The organism is Rhodopseudomonas telluris (genome assembly GCF_042432815.1).
GTDB lineage: Bacteria > Pseudomonadota > Alphaproteobacteria > Rhizobiales > Xanthobacteraceae > Rhodopseudomonas > Rhodopseudomonas telluris.
Genome location: NZ_JBHLWM010000005.1, coordinates 654,898 through 674,199 on the forward strand (window position 1 = coordinate 654,898; position 19,302 = coordinate 674,199).

The following is a 19,302-nucleotide window of genomic DNA, read 5'->3' on the forward strand; positions in this document are numbered from 1 at the left end:
GGGCACCACTGTAACGAAAAATTGACAGCCGAACCAGTCCAAATGTGTAATGCGAAACTTACAGTCCCGTCTTTGATCTATTCGATATTTGCCCCTTCCTGGTGCGAATATCGCGCAATGATGTCGGCAATGAGCTGCGGCTGCTCCTCGTGGGCCAGGTGGCCGAGCCCCGGAATCCGCTCGATCACCGCTCTCGGCTGAATTTCCTGGACCTTACGGGCCACGGAAGGCGGAATCGCCCGGTCGCCGTCGGCCGCGACCAGCACCAGCTGCGGCTTCAGGCCGGGCAGCGCGCGCAGCAGCGGCTCCAGATCCCAGTTCGCCATCATCCGCAGCGCCGCGGCGACGTGGCCGGAATTGCCGACCAGCTTGCCGTAGAGCTTCAGCCCCTGCGCATCGAGGGTCGAGCCGGTATTGCCGATCAGCCGCTCGACCGCGCCGCGCGAGCCGGCCTGCCAGGCGAACAGGCTGGGCACGAACGGGTTCAGCACCAGCATTTTGGCGAGCGGCGAGAAGAAGTTCGCCGCCGGCCCGCCATAGGGCAGGAAGGCGCCGTTGAGGCTGATCAGCAGCCGTGGCGCGATCGTGCCGTCGAGGCACATCCGCGCGGCGATCGCCGCCCCGGCCGAATGCCCGACCACGATCTGCGGCGAGACGTTCAGCACCCGCAGCAGCGCCGCGAGATCGGCCGCCATGCCGGGTAGCGACAGCCGGTGCGCGCGCGGCGACTGGGTGAAGCCGTGGCCGGGCAGATCCGGCGCGATGACCTGATAGTCCTTGGCCAGCAGCGGCATCAGCCCGCGCCAGGAATGCGACGCCGCGCCGGTGCCGTGGATCAGCAGCAGCGCCGGCGCGTCCGCCGGCCCCATCTGCTGCACATGCCAGCGGAAGCCGCCCGCCTCGACGAACCGGCTGGCCTCCCGATGCGGCCAGTCGGCGCCGTCGCGACTCCAGACGAGATCGCTCATCGCCTACCCCGGCTGCAGGCCCCTCATGGTGAGGAGCCCGCTCTGCAGGCGTCTCGAACCATGAGGATGCGTGGCGCCATCCTTCGAGACGCGGCCCTGCGGGCCGCTCCTCAGGATGAGGCCTCTTGTGGTGTGAGGCGTCGACATGGCCCGCTTCCGCTATGGCGTGCCCGAACTCGCAGCCGTGCGCGCGAGGAATTCGTCGTAGGCGCGCATGAATTCGGCTGGCACTTCGAAGTGCGGCATTGCGCCGGTCTGGAACACCGTGACGGTCCAGTTCGGCCGGCCTTCGACCGTGCTCTTGAAGCCGTAGTCGACGAAGTCGCCGCGCACGCCGTGGCTGAACCACACCGGCATCGGCAGGTCCTGATAGATCCGCAGGATGTCCTGGCTGAACAGGAAGCCTGAGACGAAGTAATAAGGCGCATGCTGCGCGCCGGGCTGATGCGTCGTCAGATAGTCGTAGTCGAGCATGCCCTGATCGATGTTGGGCGAGCCGAACGCCTTCTTCAGGAACCAGCTGATCACCGGCTTGGCGGTGAGCGCCTTGAAGATGCCCTCGCTCCACAGCGGATTCTCGAAGAACGAATGCAGCCACGGAATCGCGCGCGAACCGCGCGTCCAGCGCTGGTTTCGCTTGTCGAAGCCGGTCGGCGCGACCAGCGCGAGGCTGCGGAACGCGTCCGGCGTCTCGCTCGCGGCGCGCGCGAGAAACTCACTGCCGAGCGACAGCGCCAGCGCGTCGATCTTCGCGCCCGGATGCGCCTTTTGAATCTCGGCAACTACGGAATGTATCGCATCCGTCATCATCCGAATTGTGTATTGACGCTTGGCACGCGACGAATGACCAAACCCCGGCAATTCAACCGCGTAGACCGGGCGCTTGGCTGCGTAGTGCTCGAAGATCGGCCGGACTTCGTAGGCCGATCCGGCGGCGTTGATGCTGTGAATCAGCAACAGCGGAGGCTCCGACGACGGCTCTGCCGGCGCAGCCGACCAATAGGTCAGCCGCCCGCCGAAGCTGTCGATGTCGTGCTTCTCGCCCGGCACCGGCGGAGGCAGGGCCGGACCATCGTTGCGCGTTGCGGGGGATGCTGGGGTGGTTGCAGTTGCGGTCATCTCGAAATTCCTGTTCGCGGCGCCTCCGCCGCAGGTCGGCGTGGTCAAGACGGTGTTCGCAGTGTATCAGACCGTCAAGGTCGCTTGTCGTAAAACAGTGGGTAGCTCTCTTGACACAGAATCTGGTGACGAAACCGTTCATGGAAGTGCTTTCCGGTAACCGGCAGGCCTCTCCCCCGATGTGGATGATGCGGCAGGCCGGCCGCTATCTGCCGGAGTACCGCGCGACCCGCGCCGAGGCGGGCAGCTTCCTCGATCTGTGTTACAACGCCAAGCTGGCCGCCGAGGTGACGCTGCAGCCGATCCGGCGGTTCGGCTTCGACGCCGCGATCATCTTTTCGGACATTCTGGTGGTGCCCCATGCGCTCGGCCGCGCGGTGCGGTTCGAAGTCGGCGAGGGCCCGCGCCTCGACCCGCTGAACTCGCCCGACCTGGTCGGCACGCTGAACGGCGCGATCGATCTCGGCAAGCTCGAGCCGGTGTTCGAAGCGCTGCGCATCGTGCGCAGCGAACTGCCGAAGGAAACCACGTTGATCGGCTTCTGCGGCGCGCCCTTCACGGTCGCCACCTATATGGTGGCCGGCCAGGGCACGTCGGATCAGGGCCCGGCGCGGCTGATGGCCTATCAGCACCCCGGCGCCTTCGCCAAGATCATCGACGTGCTGGTCGAGAGCTCGATCCAGTATCTGCTCAAGCAGCTCGAAGCCGGCGCCGACGTGCTGCAGCTGTTCGACACCTGGGGCGGCATTCTGCCGCCGCGCGAGTTCGAGCGCTGGGTCATCGAGCCGACGCGGCGCATCGTCGCGGGCGTGCGCAAGCAGGTGCCGGGCGCCAAGATCATCGGCTTCCCGCGCGGCGCCGGCGCATTGCTGCCGGCCTTCATCGAACGCACCGGCGTCGACGCTGTGAGCATCGACTGGACCGCCGAGCCGAAGCTGGTTCGCGAGCAGGTGCAGACCAAGGTCGCGGTGCAGGGCAATCTCGACCCGCTGCTGCTGATCGCCGGCGGCGCGGCGCTCGACGAAGGCGTCGACGACGTGCTGAAGAATTTCTCCGGCGGCCGTCACATCTTCAACCTCGGCCACGGCATCACGCCGGACGCCTCGATCGCAAACGTCGAGCAGATGGTGAAGCGGGTCCGCGCCTTCAAAGGCTGAGCCGCCTCCGTCTCGAACCATCGAAAGCCGGTGCGCAAGCGCCGGCTTTTTTGTCGGCGGATTTGAATCGAATTATTCTCTCGACGTCCTGCGAGTTCCGTTTGCTCCGCGTTGGATATGATCCGGCGGGCGTTCCTGCATCCCTACAACTCGATGCACACAACTTGCCGATAAAGCGCTTGGAGATGCGCGCGGCCGCCTAAGCCTTCGATAACCAACCCGCCAGCCCTTCGCAATTCCGCTAGGCACAATTACGAGGCGAGACTAGTTAGGTCCCGAGGGCAGCTTGGGAGACTCTCGCCTTGTCAGTTCGGGCTTTCTTGAAGCAGCGCGCCGTCAACATCGCGGTCGGCGGCAACTACTCGCTCGCCAACTGGTACGACCAGCACGGCAAGCCGCGGAACTTCGCCTGCCGCACCAGCCGCGTATCGCCGTTCCGCATGATCGTCGACGTGCCGGTGGTCGGCCGTGTCGGCGATTCGATCTCGTCCTACTTCAGCGACTTCGGCAAGCTCGAAGGCCATATCAGCGACACCGTGCCGGGCGGCTTCCTGCTCGAACTCACGGTAACACGCGCGATGCGCGAGCGGCTGTCGAATCAGCTCACCTGGCTGGAGAAGCGTCTCAGCGATCCGGCGATCGTCGACGCGCGGCAGCAGGCGCGCATCGTGCCGGCCTGCCCGCATTCGAGTCTGATCATGGCCGACGGCAGCGTGCACACCTGCTTCGTCATCGACATGTCGATTTCGGGTGTTGCGGTGTCGGCCGACGTGCAACCGGAGATCGGTACGCCGCTGGCCGTGGGAGGTTGCGTCGGCCGCGTGGTTCGCCACCGGCCCGACGGCTTCGCGGTGAAGTTCGCCGAGCTGCAGAACCGCAACGAACTGGAATGGCGGATCGCCCGCCCTGCGGGGCGAACCAACACCATCGAGTCCCGCGTCGAACGCCTCGCCTCGACGGACTCGTCGCAGTGGAAAGACGGCGAGGCGCCGAGCCACGGCAGCAGCGAAACCGTCGAGCTCGACGTGTGAGCAAAGTCTTTCGTCATTGCGCGCGACGCGAAGCTATCCGGCTCACTGCGGCGCGCTGGATTGCTTCGTCGCTGCGCTCCTCGCAATGACAATGAACGACGAAGCCGATGTCAGCAGATCGCTCGGAGACGTCGATCAGCCTGCCCGCGCGGCGGCGGTGACGGCCTGTGCCAGCACGGTCGCGTCGGCATGCGGCAGCGGCAGATAGCGCGCGTCCATTTCCTTGGCGAAGGCCTCGGCCTGCGGGCCGGGACGCGGCGACATGTCGATCACCACCGAATTGATGCCGGCGACGCGGAATTGCCGGGCCGACGTTTTGGCGTCTTCCTCGGCCTGCGGCCGGCCCGGCGCGCCGTCGCGCGCGATATTGGCGCGGCCGTCGGTGAGCACGATGACGGTCGGCGTCTGGCCTTTGCGCTTGATCGAATCGGCCATCATGAAGGCGGTGTCGAGCCCGGCCGCCAGCGGCGTGCCGCCGCCGCCCGGCAGCCCGGCGAGGCTACGCTTGGCGCGCGCCAGCGACCGCGTCGGCGGCAGCAGGATCTCCGCGATGGTGCCGCGGAACGACACCATCGCGACCTGATCGCGGCGCACGTAGCAGTCGGCAAGTAACAACTCGACCGCGCCCTTAGCCTCGGCGAGGCGATGCAGCGCCGCGGAGCCCGACGCGTCGACCACGAAGATGGTGATCGTCTCGGTGCGCTGTTTGAAGCGCGCGATCCGGAAATCGTCCTTCTCCACCAGCACGCGCGGCTTGGTGCCGGGCCGAGCCTCGGCCTGACGCCGGCGCAGCGGCTGCCACGGCGCCGCGGCGCGCAGCGTTTCGATGACGTTGAGCTTGCTGCCGTCGCGCAATTCGCCGCGCAGCGAGCCCGCAGGACGGCCGCGCTTCTTCGACTTCTGCAGTTCACCTGCCTTGCCGGCAGAGCGCGACCGCGAGCGGCCTGCGGAGGCGCGTAGCGCTTCCAGCACGCCGGGCGGCATCGCGGCCTTCACGGCGGCGAGGATCACTTCGTCGAGCGCCTTGTCGAGATCGGGAGTCGGCGGCTCCTGCTGATCATTGTTGTCGGAATTGTCGTCCGGCGGCGGCGGCTCGGGTGGCGGCGGCTCGTCGGCCTGATCGGGCTGGTCCTGCTGCGGGAAGATGGTCGCGCGCGGCGCAAGCACCAGACGCGCGGCCAGCGTGATGTCGTCCTGCTCGATGGTGCGGCGATCGAACAGCGCCGCACTCGCCTTGGCGGCGCGAATCGCCAGCAGCGGCGCGCGCAGCGAGACAATGCCGAGCGCGGCGGCGGCGGTGCAGATCGCCTCGATCTGCTCGCTTTCGACTTTGATACCCGCCAGACGTCCGCGCGCGGCGACGATGGCGTCGAGTTCAACTGGAAAATCCTCGGTGTCGCGCCAGGCGAACTGATCGAGGTCGAGATGGAAGCCGAGCCGGTCGCGCAGGCCGGCGGGCGCGAACTCGTCCTCGATGCCCTCGTCGAGCGCGACGACGCCGAACCGCGCCGGCATCCGCAGGGACAGTCCATCGCGCTCCACCGCGGTTTCCTGCGAGTCCATCGCCGCGGTGAGATACACGTTGGTGGAGGACTGCAGCCGCTCCGCCATCGCCACGACCAGCACGCCGCCATCGGTTTCCGCCAGCAGGCCGCGCTCGGCGACCGGACGGCCGGCGAGCAGCGTCGCGGACAGATCGAGGCCGCCGAGCAGGCGGCCGTCGGCGATGTGCAGCGGCAGATTCCGATAGGGCTGATCAGGCGGCAGCGCGGCGCGCAGCAGCGCCATCCAGCGATCGCGCACCGGACCGGCGCGCGAGCGCAGCAGCACGCCGCCGGTGCCGACCGGATCCACCGCGAACAACTGCGCCGCGGTCACCGCATCGGACCATGCTGGCGAGATGCTCATCCGAAGATTTCAGCGAGCGCCCGATCGACACGCACGCTCGATCCGGCGTCGTCCAGAGGATTTCGGCGCAGCCGATGCCGCAGCGCCGACGGCGCGATCCGCTTGAGGTGATCGTCGGTGACGGTCTTGTCGTGCTCCAGCGCCGCGAGCGCACGGGCGGCGCGCATCAAGGTGAGCTCACCGCGCAGGCCATCGGTGCCGAGCGTCATGCACAGCTTGGCGGCACGCTCCAGCGCGGCGTCGGGCACGGTTACTTCGGGCAACCGCTCCTTGGCCTGCGTGATCTTACGGCGCAGCTTGGCCTCTTCCTTGGTCCATGCCTCGATGAAGGCGGCGGGGTCGTTTTCGAACGCATCGCGGCGGCGCACCACCTCGATGCGTTCCGGAAGCGTATCGGGCGTCTTCACTTCCACCGACATGCCGAAGCGGTCGAGCAATTGCGGACGCAGCTCGCCCTCTTCCGGGTTGCCGGTGCCGACCAGCACGAAGCGCGCCGGATGGCGGATGCTGAGACCTTCGCGTTCGACCACGTTCTCGCCGCTCGCCGCGACGTCGAGCAGCAGGTCCACGAGATGATCTTCAAGCAGGTTGGCTTCGTCGATGTAGAGGAAGCCGCGATGCGCGCGCGCGAGCAGGCCCGGCTCGAACGCCTTCTCGCCCTTGGCGAGCGCACGTTCGAGATCGAGCGCGCCGACGACGCGATCTTCGGTGGCGCCGAGCGGCAGATCGACCACCGGCACAGGCACTTGCGCGGTCTTGACCTTGCCGTGCTTGACCTTCTCCTTGCACTCTTCGCAATAGCGCTCGGGCTGGTCGGGATCGCAATTGTAGCGACAGCCGACGACCGTCTTCATTTTCGGCAGCAGCGCGGCGAGCGCGCGCACCGCGGTCGACTTGCCGGCGCCGCGGTCGCCGAACGCCAGCACGCCGCCGACCTTCTGATCGACAGCCGCAATCAGCAAGGCGAGCTTCATCTCTTCCTGGCCGACGATGGCGGAGAACGGGAATACGATCGCCATGGGATGAGTTACTCCGGCCGCGTTTTTTCGATGATCGCGGCGGCGCCCTTGCCGAGCAGATCGAGGCCGATCGCACGGCCGAGTTCGCGGGGCCGATCGGCCGGTCCGCTGCGCTTGGCCTCGATGAACAGGCCGCCTTCCTGATCCAGCACCGAGGCGCTCAGCGTCATCTCCGAGCCATTGATAGTGGAGTAGGCGGCCATCGGCGAGTTGCAGTGGCCGTTCAGCACCCACAGCACTTCGCGTTCCGCATCGCAGCACAGCCGCGCCTTGGGATCGTCGATCAGCGCCAGATATTTGCGGGTCTGCCAGTCGTTGATCGGGCACTCCACCGCGACGATGCCCTGCCCGGCCGACGGCAGCATCTCGTCGGGCGTGAAGTCGTGCACGATGCGGTCGGCGAAACCGACGCGCTCGAGGCCCGAACGCGCCATGATCAGCGCATCTGCGGGACCGACTTCGCCGCCGTCCGGCAGGCGCTGCTTTTCGCGATTGTCGAGCTTGCGCAGCCGCGTATCTGCCGCGCCACGGAAGTGAATGACGTTGACCTCGGGGAACAGCCGCTTGGCATAGGCCGCGCGCCGCACCGCATTGGTGCCGATGGTGTAGCCCTTGCCGCGCGAGGCCTTCAGCTCGTCGAGCGTCAGGCCCTTGCGCAGCACCAGCGAGTCGTTGGCCGGATCGCGCGCCAGCGTGGCGGCGACGATCAGGCCGGGCGTCTCTTCGTTGGCCGGCATGTCCTTGAGCGAGTGCATTGCGCAATGCAGATCGCCGCGCAGCATCGCGGCGCGGATTTCCGCCACGAATGCCCCGCCCTTGCCGCCATGCGGCAGAAGTTTGCTGATCTGGTCGCTGTCGCCGACGGTTTCGAACTTGACGATCTCGGGATCGAGTTCACTCGCGGCCGCGCGCAACTGGCTGGCAATGTCCTCGGTCTGGGCAAGCGCCATCACGCTCTTGCGCGTCCCAATGCGGACTGGAATTTTCACCACATGCTCCATTCGACGACCGCGAAGGGCCCGCGGCGACTGACGGCCGAACCATACCAGTCCGAGCCAGATTGCAAACAGATGACTACCGGATTTTTCGTAAGACCGGGCGGGGGGCTGCGGTCGTTGATTTCGAACAATTCGGGCGTCAGCGACGGCCTTACACTGCCTGCGCAGGTAAAACCTTTCGGCTTCTGTCCATCGCGCCACAATGCTACTCAAGTCAACCGACGCAATGTTGAGCAAGGTCAAAACCCTCATGACGGCAGAAGTTCGGATCGGTGACGGCGATAGTAGACTTTCGCCGCATCCATTGCGGGCAGTCGTGCTCGGCGAGGTTCACGCGCGGCCGTTCACCGCGCTGTCGGTGCCGGCGCGCGTGCTGCACTTCGCCTTCGACACATCCGGCGAACGAGCCGCCGCCGATCGCGCGGCGATGACGCGCTTCTGCGAATCGCGCGGACTGCAGCCGCCGGCGATCGGCGAGAAGCATCATCGCGCCAGCTTCGGCACGACGATGCTGCGCTGGGAGCAGCACTCCGAGTTCACCACCTACACCTGGGAATTCACCGCCGACGCGACCACGACGCCGTTCCATCCGGAAGCGTCGTCGCTCGCCTCGCCGATGCGGCTGTTGCCGCAGCCCGGCCCGCTGCTGGTCGCGGTGGATCTGCATCTGCTCGCCGACAACCCGCCGGCCACCGCGCCGGAGCGGCTGTTCGATCGCGCGAGTCTCGCGGTCGCCGAGAACTCCGACGGCGCCGCGCTGTATGCGACCGACTTCCAGCCGGGGCCGTCCGGCTTCGTGCGCGTGCTGGTGATCGATCGCGGCATGGCGCCGGAGCGCGCCGGCGCGCTGGTGCAGCGCGTGCTGGAAATCGAGACCTATCGGACGCTGGCGCTGCTCGGCCTGCCGGAAGCGCAGCGGCTCGGCCCGTCGATCAGCAACGCCGAACGCCGCCTCGCGGAAGTCACCGCCGAGATGCGCAAGGCCGGTAACCTCGCCATCAACAACCGCCTGCTGCGCGAATTGACCGAACTCGCCGCCGAAGTCGAAGCCGGCGCCGCCGCGAGCCTTGGCCGGTTCAGCGCCAGCCGCGCCTATGAGGAGATCATGACCGGCCGGCTCGCGACCTTGGGCGAGCGCAAGGTCGGCGGCCTGCCGACCTGGTCGTCGTTCCTCGCGCGCCGCATGAAACCCGCGATGCGGACCTGCGCCACTACCGAAGCGCGCCAATCGGACCTGTCGCTGAAGCTCGCCCGCGCCGCCAATCTGCTGCGCACCCGCGTCGACGTCGAGCTCGAACAACAGAACCAGGAACTGTTGAAATCGATGAACGCGCGGACGCGGTTGCAACTGCGCTTGCAGACCACCGTCGAAGGCCTGTCGACCGCGGCGATCACCTACTACGTGGTCGGACTGTTCGGCTATCTGGTGAAGGGCCTCTACGAAGCCGGGCAGATCAAGGTCGACCCGAGTCTCGTCACCGCCGGATTCGTGCCGATCGCCGCGCTCTCGATCTGGTGGACCGTGCGCAGCATTCGCCGAAGACACATCGCGGGTGAGGAGGAATGACGCGCGGCCGCAGGTTCGGCCCCGCCCGCATCGTCGTCGCTCTCCTTGCGGTGATCGCCATCGCGGTGGCGCTGTGGCAATTGCAGCGCGGCATCGGCGACCTGATCATCACGCATACGACCGTCGGCGATACGCCGCTGACTGTGTTCCGCGCGCCGACAACGACACGCGCGCCGGTGGTGGTGATCGCCCACGGTTTCGCCGGCTCGCAACAACTGATGCAGCCGTTCGCCCAGACCATGGCGCGCAACGGCTACATCGCGGTGACATTCGACTTCACCGGCCACGGCCGCAACCCCGTCACCATGCAAGGCGACGTCGATGAGCCGACCAAGATCACCGGCGTGCTGGTCGACGATCTGGCGCGCGTTACCGACTACGCACGCGCGCTGCCGCAGAGCGACGGCCGCGCCGCGGTGCTGGGCCATTCGATGGCTTCCGACATCGTGGTCGCCTACGCGGTGGCACACCCGGACATCACCGCCACCGTCGCGGTCTCGGTCTTCACCCGAAAATCGACGCCGACCCTGCCGCACAATCTGCTGGTGATCGTCGGCGATTGGGAGCCGCAGATGCTGAAGGACGAGGGCTTGCGCATCGTCAATCAGCTCACCGGCGGCGGAGCGGTGGCCGGGCGCAGCTATGGCAGCTTCGCCGACGGCACGGCGCGGCGCGTCGCGTTCTCGTCCGGCGTCGAACATATCGGTGTGCTGTACAGCCAGGACTCCCTGCGCGAGTCGCTGGCCTGGATGAACGAATCGTTCGGGCGCACGAGCAGCGGCTGGATCGACCGCCGCCCGATCTGGCTGGCGCTGCTGTTCGGCGGGCTGATCGCGCTGGCGTGGCCACTGTCGGCATTGCTGCCGCGTGCGGCGCCGGTGCCGATGGGCGCGAGCCTCACCTGGAAGCCGCTGCTGGCCACTGCCATCCTTCCCGCCGTGCTGACGCCGCTGCTGCTGTGGAAGGCGCCGACCGACTTCCTGATCATCCTGCTCGGCGACTATCTGACGCTGCACTTCCTGCTGTACGGCGTGCTGACGGCGGCGATCCTGTGGCTCGTCCGGCTTCGCCAAGACAAGGCGACCGCGCACCCGGCGCACCATACCGGCCACAGCCTCTCGCGGCTGGAGTCGCTGCCGGACCCGGCGCATCCGCGGGCCTCGATCGCGGCGCTGATCGTCGCGGCCACGGCGGCGATCGCCTACAACATCATCGGCTTCGGCTGGCCGCTCGATACCTATCTGTTCTCCTTCATGCCGATCGAGCCGCGCGTGCACCTGATCGCGGCGGTCGCCTGCGGAACCATCCCGTATTTCCTCACCGCGGAGTGGATGGCGCATGGCGAGGGCGCGCGGCGCGGCGCCTATGCGCTGGCGAAATTCTGCTTCCTCGCCTCGCTGGCCGTCGCGGTCGCGCTCAATCTGCACAAGCTGTTTTTCCTGATTATCATCGTGCCGGCGATCCTGCTGCTGTTCGTCGCCTTCGGGCTGATCAGCAACTGGACCTACAAGGCCACCAACCACCCCTTGCCCGGCGCGCTGGCCAACGCCATTCTGTTTGCCTGGGCGATTGCGGTGACGTTCCCGATGGTGATCCGATGACGGAACATGAGCTATGGCCTGACGACGGCAAGCGGCGCTGGCGACTGATCACCGACATGGTGATGGGCGGCGTCTCGCGCGGAACGTTGCACACACCCTTGGCGGGCGAGCGCTCGGCGGTACGCATGCGGGGAGCCGTCTCGACGGACAACAATGGCGGCTTCATCCAGATCGCGATGGATCTGCGGCCCGACGGCGGCGCGTACGACGCCAGCGCCTATGCGGGGATCGGCCTCGAAGTATCCGGGAATGGCGAGAGCTACGGCGTGCATCTGCGCACCACCGATATGGTCCGGCCGCAGCAATCCTATCGGCAAACGTTTACGGCGTCGCATCATTCGACGGTGCTGCGTCTGCCGTTCGCCGAATTCGTCGCGCACCGCATCGAGACCCCGTTCGATCCCGCGCGGCTGCGGCGGGTCGGCCTGGTGGCGATCGGGCGGGCGTTTGATGCAGATCTATCCGTCGCCCGGCTTTGGCTCTATTGATCGCTACCGCCTGACTTATGGCGAATGGCGAGCCGCATCGGGGCTTTCTAGAACCGCCGTATCGCCGCCGAAGCGCCGCACCGGCGGCGACGAGGAACATCATGGATAGCCGCAACGATTCCGCTCCGCTCTTTGCGCCGCCGCTCAACGCGCCGGCGCCGCGTGAGCTGTGCACCGATTGCGGCGTGTCGCGGATGAGCGACCCCAAGCAGTGCGGACAGGCGTGTCAGTTCATCAAGCCGAACTACCCGGCGATGGAGCTGAAGGTCCACGGCCGGACCCGCGATGCCGCGAAACCGGACGAAGCCTTTTTCGGCCCCTACCGCCGCATGGTGCAGGCGGCGATGAAGCGGCCCCGCGAGGGCGCGCAGTGGACCGGCATCACCACGCGGATCGGCGAGCGGCTGCTCGAAACCGGCGCGGTCGAGGCGGTGATCACGATGGCGGCCGATCCCGCCGACAAATGGAAGCCGCGGCCGGTGCTGGTGACGCGGGCCGAAGACATGGCGCAATGCCGCGGCATGCGGATGGGCTACGCGCCGTCGCTGGCGCTGCTCGAGCCGGCGCGCGCGGCCGGCTTCAAACGCATCGCCGTCATCGGCATCCCGTGCCAGATCTACGCGCTACGCGCGCTCGAACAGAAGCTCGGCTTCGAGCGGCTGTACGTCATCGGCACGCCCTGCTCCGACAACACCACGACGGAGGCGTTTCACGGCTTCCTCGACCTGCTGTCGGACAAGCCCGAGACGATCACCTATCTGGAATTCCGCGCCGACTATCATGTCGAACTACGCTTCGACGACGGCCGCATCCAGGAAATCCCGTTCCTTCTGCTGCCGATCTCCAAGCTGCCGAGCGACTTCTTTCCGATCACCTGCCGGACGTGCGTCGATTATACCAACACGCTGGCCGACATCACCGTCGGCTACATGGCGGGGCGCGGCGAGCAATGGCTGCTGGTGCGCAACGAACGCGGCGAAGAATTGCTGAACCTGCTCGGCGACGAGGTCCGGCTCAGCGAGCCGACCAGCGCCGGCAAGCGCGCGGCGCCGGTGAAGGGCTTCCTCAAGAACACCGAACTCGCGGCCGGCGGCCTGCCGGTGCGCGGCATGCCGAACTGGCTGCGGCCGTTCATGGGCTGGCTGATGCCGAAGGTCGGCCCGCGCGGCCTGGAATTCGCCCGCGCCCGGGTCGAAATGAAAGCCGTCGAAACGGTGCTGCATCTGCGCCGGGCCTACAAGCACAAGATCAAGAACATGGTACCAGCGCACGTCTGGGCATTGGTAAAACCATACGGGCTGGCGCCGGAAGACGGCGAACAGCAGAAGTAATTTTGCGTCCGGAATAATCCGGACAGAACCGCGCTGCTTCCTCCCGGTTGTCTGCGCACGGAACCGCGCGTTCGGCGCGCGCCGCCGCAACCACCCGAGGGAGGCCGATTTGGACACAACCATTCTCGATCATCTGAAGACGCTGCACACCGCCGCGATCGACGCCCGCAACGGCTACGAGGAAGCGCTCGAAGACGCCGAGGGCAAAGGGCTCACGTCGCTGTTTCGCGACATGATCGCGCTGCACCAAGCCAATGCCGAGGAGCTCGGTGCGCTGCTGATCAATGCTGGCGAGCAGGCCGACGACAGCGGCTCGTTCATGAGCGTGGTCCACAAGACCATCATGAGCATCCGCTCGCTGTTCGATGGCCTCGACGGCAGTGTGCTGCCCGGCCTGATCGACGGCGAGAAGCGCAATGTCGCGAAATACGACGACGCGATCGCCGCCTCGGGCGCCGCTCCGGCGGTCGTTGCCACTCTGACCGCGCAACGCAGCAAGATCCGTGAGAAGATCGCCCTGATGGAGCAGCAGAACGCGGCTTACGAGGCGGCGAAGGTGTAACGCGCCGCGCGCGTTCTGCCATCCAGCTATCTGTGGCTCTATGTCATGCCCGGGCTCGTCCCGGGCATCCACGTTTGCGGTGACCGCGGAGGAGGCGTGGATGGCCGGGACGAGCCCGGCCATGACGCGTCACGAGGTGACTACAGTTAGTTCCGTCCCGGGTGATGATCACAGGCGCACCGCCAGGGCGGCAGGCGCGCAGCGCGCCATCTTCAATCAAACGATGAAGCATAGACGCAAAAAATCGGGGGCCGGATGGCCCCCGATTGTCGTTCTGATCTGATGCGACTTCGTCTTAAGCGACGCTTACTTCGTCACGGTGCCGGTGTTGCCCGGCGAGTTGCCGATGCCAGCGTCGGAACCGGTCGGGGCGACGCGCGAGTCGGTGCCCGGATTGGCCGGCTGATATCGCTTCGGCTCGTTCTGGATATTCTTCGGCTGCGCCATGCCAGTGGTTTCGCCGGTCGTGCCGGCGGTCGGCTGCGTCACCTGTGCGGTCTGCGTGCCGCTGTTATGCGAGCTGACGCCCGTGGCCAGCAGGCCCATCGCGAACAGCGCGAACACAGTGACGCCGATCAGTTCCGGCAGCGCACCATCGGGAGCCGCGCCACGGCCGTTGCCGTTGCCTTCGAGCGTATCAGCCGCGACCGCGCGGTTGGAGCGCGAGCGGATGAAGTTGAGAAATGCGAAGCCGACGATCACGATGCCAGCGGCCAGCGTGAAAAACATCAGCCAGCTAATGGGTTGGTCTCCGTTCATGAAATCCTCCAAGGATATGCCGATGAGTAGTATTTGCTACCTGTCGACAACCAACGAGAGGTCTTCGGAAAGGTTCCTGCCGTGTGACGGGATTGCCAGCGGGGCCTAGACGGCGTCCTTCGGCAGCTGCGGATGCAGCGGAACGTCGTGCGGCTCCGTCACCGGATCGTCCGACCGGTCGCGGCCGAGCACGCGCTGCACCACCACATAGAACACCGGAACCATCAGCAGCGCGAGGATCACCACGGCGATCATGCCGCCCATCACGCTGGTACCGAGCGCCTGCTGGCTTTTGCCGCCGGCGCCGGTGGCGATCGCCATCGGCAGCACGCCGCATACGAAGGCGAGGCCCGTCATCAGGATCGGCCGGAAGCGCAAATGACACGCTTCCATCGTCGCGTCGCGCAGCGACTTGCCTTCGTTGCGCAGATCCTTGGCGAACTCGACGATCAGGATCGCATCCTTCGCCGCAAGGCCGATGATCGTGATCAGGCCGACCGTGAAATACACGTCGTTGGGCAGCGAGCGCGTCGACGCGGCGATCACGGCGCCTGTGATGCCGAGCGGCACAGTCAGCAGCACCGAGACCGGAATGGTCCAGCTTTCGTACAGCGCTGCCAGTACCAGGAACACGACCAGCGCCGACAGCGCGAGCAGGAACGGCGCCTGCGAGCCCGACAGCTTTTCCTGCAGCGACTGGCCGGTCCAGTCGTAGCCGAAGCCGCGCGGCAGCTGACCGGCGAGCCGCTCCATCTCGGCGATGGCGTCGCCTGTGGTGAAGCCGGGCCGGGCCTCGCCGCTCATGCGGATCGCCGGATAGTAGTTGAAGCCGACCACCTGGGTCGGGCCCTTCGACCATTCGATGGTGGCGAAGGACGACAGCGGCACGAGCTGACCGCGGCTGTTCTTGACGTTGTAGGTCAGGATGTCCTCGGCCTTCATCCGGTCGGTGACGTCCGCCTGCACGATCACGCGCTGCATGCGGCCGCGGTTCGGGAAGTCGTTGACATAGGCCGAGCCGAGATTGGTCGAGATCGTGGCGTTGATGTCCTGGAAGGTCACGCCGAAGGCGCTCGCCTTCTCGCGGTCGATCACCAGATTGATCACCGGCGCGGGCGGCAGACCTTCGACATAGACGTTCTGCAGGATCGGGCTGGCATTGGCGGCCGCGACGAGCTGCTGGCTGGCCTGCACCAGCGCATCGTAGCCCTTCTGCCCGCGGTCCTGCAGACGAAAGCTGAAGCCCGACGAGTTGCCAAGGTTGTCGATCGGCGGCGGCTGCTGCGCGGCGATGCGCGCGTCCCGCACCGAGCCGAGCGCCTTGTTGGCGTCGTTGACGATCGCGGCCGCCGAAGACGTCGCGTCGCGCTCCGACCAGTCCTTCAGCGTCACGAAGGCCTGCGCGGCGTTCATGCCCTGGCCGAGAAAGCTGAAGCCGGTGAGGAAGGTGACGTTCTCGACGCCGTCGCGCTTCAAGAGATAGTCCTCGACCTTTTTGATGACGTCGTAGGTCCGGTTGTAGGACGAGTCCGACGGCGTCTGCAGGTCGACAGTGACGAAGCCCTGGTCGTCGATCGGCAGGAAGCCGCCCGGCATCCGCACCAGGCCCCAGCCCAGAGCGCCGACCAGCACCGCATAGAGGATCATCAGCCGCCCGGTGCGGCCGAGATTCCAGCGCACCACGCGCGAATAGCGCTCGCGCGTGCCGTCGAGAATGCGATTGAATCGGCCGAAGAAGCCGCGCTCGGCGTGGGCATGGCCCTTCACCACCGGCTTCAGCAGCGTGGCGCACAGCGCCGGCGTCAACGACAGCGCCAGGATCGCCGAGAAGGCGATGGCGGACACCATCGTCACCGAGAACTGCCGATAGATGATGCCGACCGAGCCGGGGAAGAACGCCATCGGCACGAACACCGCGATCAGCACCGCAGTGATGCCGACGATGGCGCTGGTGATCTGGCTCATTGCCTTGCGGGTGGCTTCCTTCGGCGGAAGCCCCTCCTCGGCCATGATGCGTTCGACGTTCTCGACCACCACGATGGCGTCGTCGACCAGGATGCCGATCGCCAGCACCATGCCGAACATCGTCAGCATGTTGATCGAATAGCCGAACAGCAGCAGCGACAGACAGGTGCCGAGCAGCGCCACCGGCACCACGATGGTCGGAATGATGGTGTAGCGGATGTTCTGCAGGAACAGGAACATCACCACGAACACCAGCACTACCGCCTCGATCAGGGTGTGCACGACCTTGGTGATCGAGGCCTTGACCACCGGGGTGATGTTGTAGGGGATCTCGTATTTGATGTTGGCCGGGAAGAAGCGCGACAGCTCCTTCATCTTGGCCTCGACCGCGCTCGCGGTCGCCAGCGCGTTACCGGTCGGCGACATCAGCACCGACAGGCCGGCCACCGGCTTGCCGTTGAGGCGGGTGTTGAACTGATAGGAGAAGCCGCCGATCTCCAGCCGGGCGACGTCGCGCAGCCGCACCGTCGAACCGTCCGGATTGGCGCGCAGCACGATGGCGCCGAATTCGTCGGCCGAGGAGAGCTGGCCCTTGACCAGCACCAGCACCGAGGTTTTCTGGCCCTTGCTGCTGGGCTCGGCGCCGACCGCGCCGGATGAGACCTGGGCGTTCTGCGCCTCGATCGCCTTGGTGACGTCGTCGGCGGTGAGGTTGTAGCCGACCAGCTTGTCGGGATCGATCCAGATGCGGAGCGCGCGTTCGGTGGAATACAACGTGGCGCGGCCGACGCCGGGGATACGCCGGATCTCGCCGAGCACGTTGCGGATCATGAAGTCGCCGAGGCCGACTTCGTCGAGCGAGCCGTCGGTCGAACTCAGCGTGATGATCTGCAGCACCGCGCTGGAGGCTTCCTCGACCAGGATGCCCTGCTGCAGCACGGCGCGCGGCAATCGCGCCTCGATTCGCTTGATGCGGTTCTGCACGTTGACCGACGCCATTTCGGTGTCGGTGCCGGGCTCGAAGTTGGCGATGATTTCGACCTGCCCGAGCGAGTCGGAGGTCGATTCGAAGTTCAGAATGCCGTTGGCGCCGTTGAGCTCTTCTTCGATCAGCCGGGTGACGCTGTTGTAGAGATTCTCCGGCGACGCGCCCGGGTACTGGGTCGACACCGAGATCGACGGCGGCGCGATGATCGGATACTGCGCGATCGGCAGAAACGGAATCGAGATCGCGCCGAGCAGACAGATGAACAGCGCGACGACCCAGGCAAAGATCGGCCTGTCGATGAAAAAGGCGGGCATCGGGGCGGCCTATTGCACCTTCTTCTGGGGGCCCGCAGGCTGGGTGGTGGCGGTCTGCGCGGGTACCGGAGCCGGAGCCGAAGCCTTGGTCTCTTCCGTGCTCACCGGCACCACGGCGTCGCCGGCCGCGAATTTCTGGAAGCCCTCGACGACCACCTTGGCACCCGGCTTGAGGCCTTCGAGAATCAGCCACTGGCCGTCCTGCTGCGAACCGACGCGCACCGGCTGAACCGCGACGCGGTTGTCGTCCTTGACGACGAACACCTCGCTGACGCCGCCGCTGTTCCGCTGCACGGCCTGCTCCGGCACCGCGATCGCGTCGGCGTCGTAGCCCTGCTCGATGCGGACGCGGACATACATGCCAGGCAGCAGCTCGCGATTCGGATTGTCGAACTCGGCGCGCAGCGTCACCTGGCCGGTATAGGCATCGACCTTGGCTTCCGAGAACAGCAGCTTGCCCGGGATCGGATAGATCGAGCCGTCGTCGAGCACGAGGCGCGCCCGCACCGCGTCGGGTGCGATCTGATCGAGCTCGCCGGATTCGAAGGCGCGGCGCAGACGGACCATCTCGGCGACCGGCTGGGTGAAGTCGGCATAGACGTGATCGAGCTGCTGGATCGTCGCCAGGTTGGTGGGATCGTTCTGCACCACCAGTGCGCCTTCGCTGACCAGCGCGGCGCCGATGCGGCCGCTGATCGGCGCGCGGATGGTGGCGTATTCGAGATTGAGCTTGGCGCGAGCGACCTCGGCCTCGCGCGCGGCGACCTCGGCCTCGGCCTGCCGCGAATTGCTGGCGGCAACCTCGTTCTGCGCCTTGGAAGCCGCCTGATCGCGCGCCAGCGCCGCGACACGCTTGGCCTGCAGTTCCGCCTGCTCGCGCGCCGCATTGGCTTTGGCCAGCGCGGCTTCGGCAGCTTTCAACTCGACTTCGAACGGCCGCGGATCGACCTGATACAGCGGGTCGCCGGCGTTCACCTCGCTGCCCTGCTGGAACGAGCGCTTGGTGACGATGCCGGAAACCCGGGAGCGCACGTCGGCCACGCGGACCGGCGCGATCCGGCCCGGCAGTTCGCGCACGATGGCGCGCGCGTGAGCCTTGACGGTGATGGTGCCGACTTCCGGCTTATCCGGCGCAGCCGCATTGGCCACCTTCGGTTCGTTGCAGCCGGCCAGCACTGGCGCCAGACACAGCAGTGCCGTCGCCGTGAAGGCAAACCTGATCGATCCCCGCATCGAATAAACCTCTTGAAATTACCGCCTGGTACGCCGGCCCGCGGCAGCCGTGCGGAAGACACACGGCACCGCGCCTGCGCGAAGCTTCAGACGTCAGATGAATGGAAATTAAGTTTGAATTGGTGCGGCACAACATCGACGCGCGGCGGCGCAATGTCACAGCCCCTGGAACCGCTTGAATACATGCGGCTTTTCGAACCTTAAAGGGTGTGAGTCGGGAACTAAGCGACGGCCTTGGCGATCGCTCCAGACGATGATGTCGGTAAGTTCAGCAGGTAGTAACCACGTTCGCTG

General features: G+C 66.4%; 15 protein-coding genes. 7 read left to right on the forward strand and 8 right to left on the reverse strand.

Annotation, left to right across the window (positions count from 1 at the left end; translation table 11 throughout):
• Positions 1-77 precede the first annotated feature (77 nt).
• Positions 78-968: an alpha/beta fold hydrolase BchO gene (bchO, locus tag ACFFJ6_RS14570; RefSeq protein WP_378388885.1), complete on the reverse strand. Its 891-nt coding sequence runs from the start codon at positions 966-968 to the stop codon at positions 78-80.
• Between the two features lie 159 nt (positions 969-1,127).
• Positions 1,128-2,087: an alpha/beta fold hydrolase gene (locus ACFFJ6_RS14575; RefSeq protein ID WP_378388887.1), complete on the reverse strand. Its 960-nt coding sequence runs from the start codon at positions 2,085-2,087 to the stop codon at positions 1,128-1,130.
• Between the two features lie 140 nt (positions 2,088-2,227).
• Here ACFFJ6_RS14575 and hemE point away from each other — a divergent pair, with 140 nt between their 5' ends.
• On the forward strand, positions 2,228-3,244 hold the full coding sequence (hemE, locus tag ACFFJ6_RS14580; RefSeq protein WP_378388889.1) for a uroporphyrinogen decarboxylase: 1,017 nt from the start codon (positions 2,228-2,230) through the stop codon (positions 3,242-3,244).
• Between the two features lie 302 nt (positions 3,245-3,546).
• Complete coding sequence (locus ACFFJ6_RS14585; protein WP_378388891.1) at positions 3,547-4,275, forward strand: PilZ domain-containing protein; 729 nt, start codon at positions 3,547-3,549, stop codon at positions 4,273-4,275.
• 135 nt (positions 4,276-4,410) lie between these two features.
• Here the strand turns inward: ACFFJ6_RS14585 and ACFFJ6_RS14590 are convergent, their stop codons facing one another.
• Genes ACFFJ6_RS14590 through hemC form a run of 3 tightly spaced genes read right to left on the reverse strand, consistent with a single transcriptional unit; the run spans position 4,411 to position 8,191 of the window.
• On the reverse strand, positions 4,411-6,183 hold the full coding sequence (locus ACFFJ6_RS14590) for a magnesium chelatase subunit D (RefSeq protein WP_378388893.1): 1,773 nt from the start codon (positions 6,181-6,183) through the stop codon (positions 4,411-4,413).
• On the reverse strand, positions 6,180-7,202 hold the full coding sequence (gene bchI / locus ACFFJ6_RS14595; protein WP_378388895.1) for a magnesium chelatase ATPase subunit I: 1,023 nt from the start codon (positions 7,200-7,202) through the stop codon (positions 6,180-6,182). The genes ACFFJ6_RS14590 and bchI overlap by 4 nt, the downstream gene beginning before the upstream one ends.
• An 8-nt stretch (positions 7,203-7,210) precedes the next feature.
• Positions 7,211-8,191: a hydroxymethylbilane synthase gene (gene hemC / locus ACFFJ6_RS14600; RefSeq protein WP_378388897.1), complete on the reverse strand. Its 981-nt coding sequence runs from the start codon at positions 8,189-8,191 to the stop codon at positions 7,211-7,213.
• Between the two features lie 259 nt (positions 8,192-8,450).
• Between hemC and ACFFJ6_RS14605 the strand changes: the two genes are divergently transcribed.
• The 5 genes from ACFFJ6_RS14605 to ACFFJ6_RS14625 all read left to right on the forward strand — a co-directional run bounded on the left by ACFFJ6_RS14605 (position 8,451) and on the right by ACFFJ6_RS14625 (position 13,749).
• Positions 8,451-9,767: a DUF3422 family protein gene (locus ACFFJ6_RS14605; protein ID WP_378388899.1), complete on the forward strand. Its 1,317-nt coding sequence runs from the start codon at positions 8,451-8,453 to the stop codon at positions 9,765-9,767.
• Positions 9,764-11,368, forward strand: a complete 1,605-nt coding sequence (locus ACFFJ6_RS14610) for a dienelactone hydrolase family protein (RefSeq protein ID WP_378388901.1) — start codon at positions 9,764-9,766, stop codon at positions 11,366-11,368. The genes ACFFJ6_RS14605 and ACFFJ6_RS14610 overlap by 4 nt, the downstream gene beginning before the upstream one ends.
• A complete protein-coding gene (locus tag ACFFJ6_RS14615) occupies positions 11,365-11,856 on the forward strand; it encodes a CIA30 family protein (RefSeq protein WP_378388903.1) in 492 nt (163 codons plus the stop codon). The genes ACFFJ6_RS14610 and ACFFJ6_RS14615 overlap by 4 nt, the downstream gene beginning before the upstream one ends.
• 101 nt (positions 11,857-11,957) lie before the next feature.
• The gene (locus ACFFJ6_RS14620; RefSeq protein WP_378388905.1) at positions 11,958-13,187 is read left to right on the forward strand and encodes a Coenzyme F420 hydrogenase/dehydrogenase, beta subunit C-terminal domain; all 1,230 of its coding nucleotides are present in this window, start codon (positions 11,958-11,960) and stop codon (positions 13,185-13,187) included.
• Between the two features lie 109 nt (positions 13,188-13,296).
• Positions 13,297-13,749: a PA2169 family four-helix-bundle protein gene (locus ACFFJ6_RS14625; RefSeq protein WP_378388907.1), complete on the forward strand. Its 453-nt coding sequence runs from the start codon at positions 13,297-13,299 to the stop codon at positions 13,747-13,749.
• 306 nt (positions 13,750-14,055) lie between these two features.
• Here the strand turns inward: ACFFJ6_RS14625 and ACFFJ6_RS14630 are convergent, their stop codons facing one another.
• The 3 genes from ACFFJ6_RS14630 to ACFFJ6_RS14640 form a co-directional block, all read right to left on the reverse strand.
• Complete coding sequence (locus ACFFJ6_RS14630) at positions 14,056-14,508, reverse strand: hypothetical protein (RefSeq protein ID WP_378388909.1); 453 nt, start codon at positions 14,506-14,508, stop codon at positions 14,056-14,058.
• Between the two features lie 105 nt (positions 14,509-14,613).
• Positions 14,614-17,775: a multidrug efflux RND transporter permease subunit gene (locus ACFFJ6_RS14635; RefSeq protein ID WP_378388911.1), complete on the reverse strand. Its 3,162-nt coding sequence runs from the start codon at positions 17,773-17,775 to the stop codon at positions 14,614-14,616.
• A 9-nt stretch (positions 17,776-17,784) separates the two neighbouring features.
• On the reverse strand, positions 17,785-19,008 hold the full coding sequence (locus ACFFJ6_RS14640) for an efflux RND transporter periplasmic adaptor subunit (protein WP_378388913.1): 1,224 nt from the start codon (positions 19,006-19,008) through the stop codon (positions 17,785-17,787).
• Between the last annotated feature and the right edge of the window lie 294 nt (positions 19,009-19,302).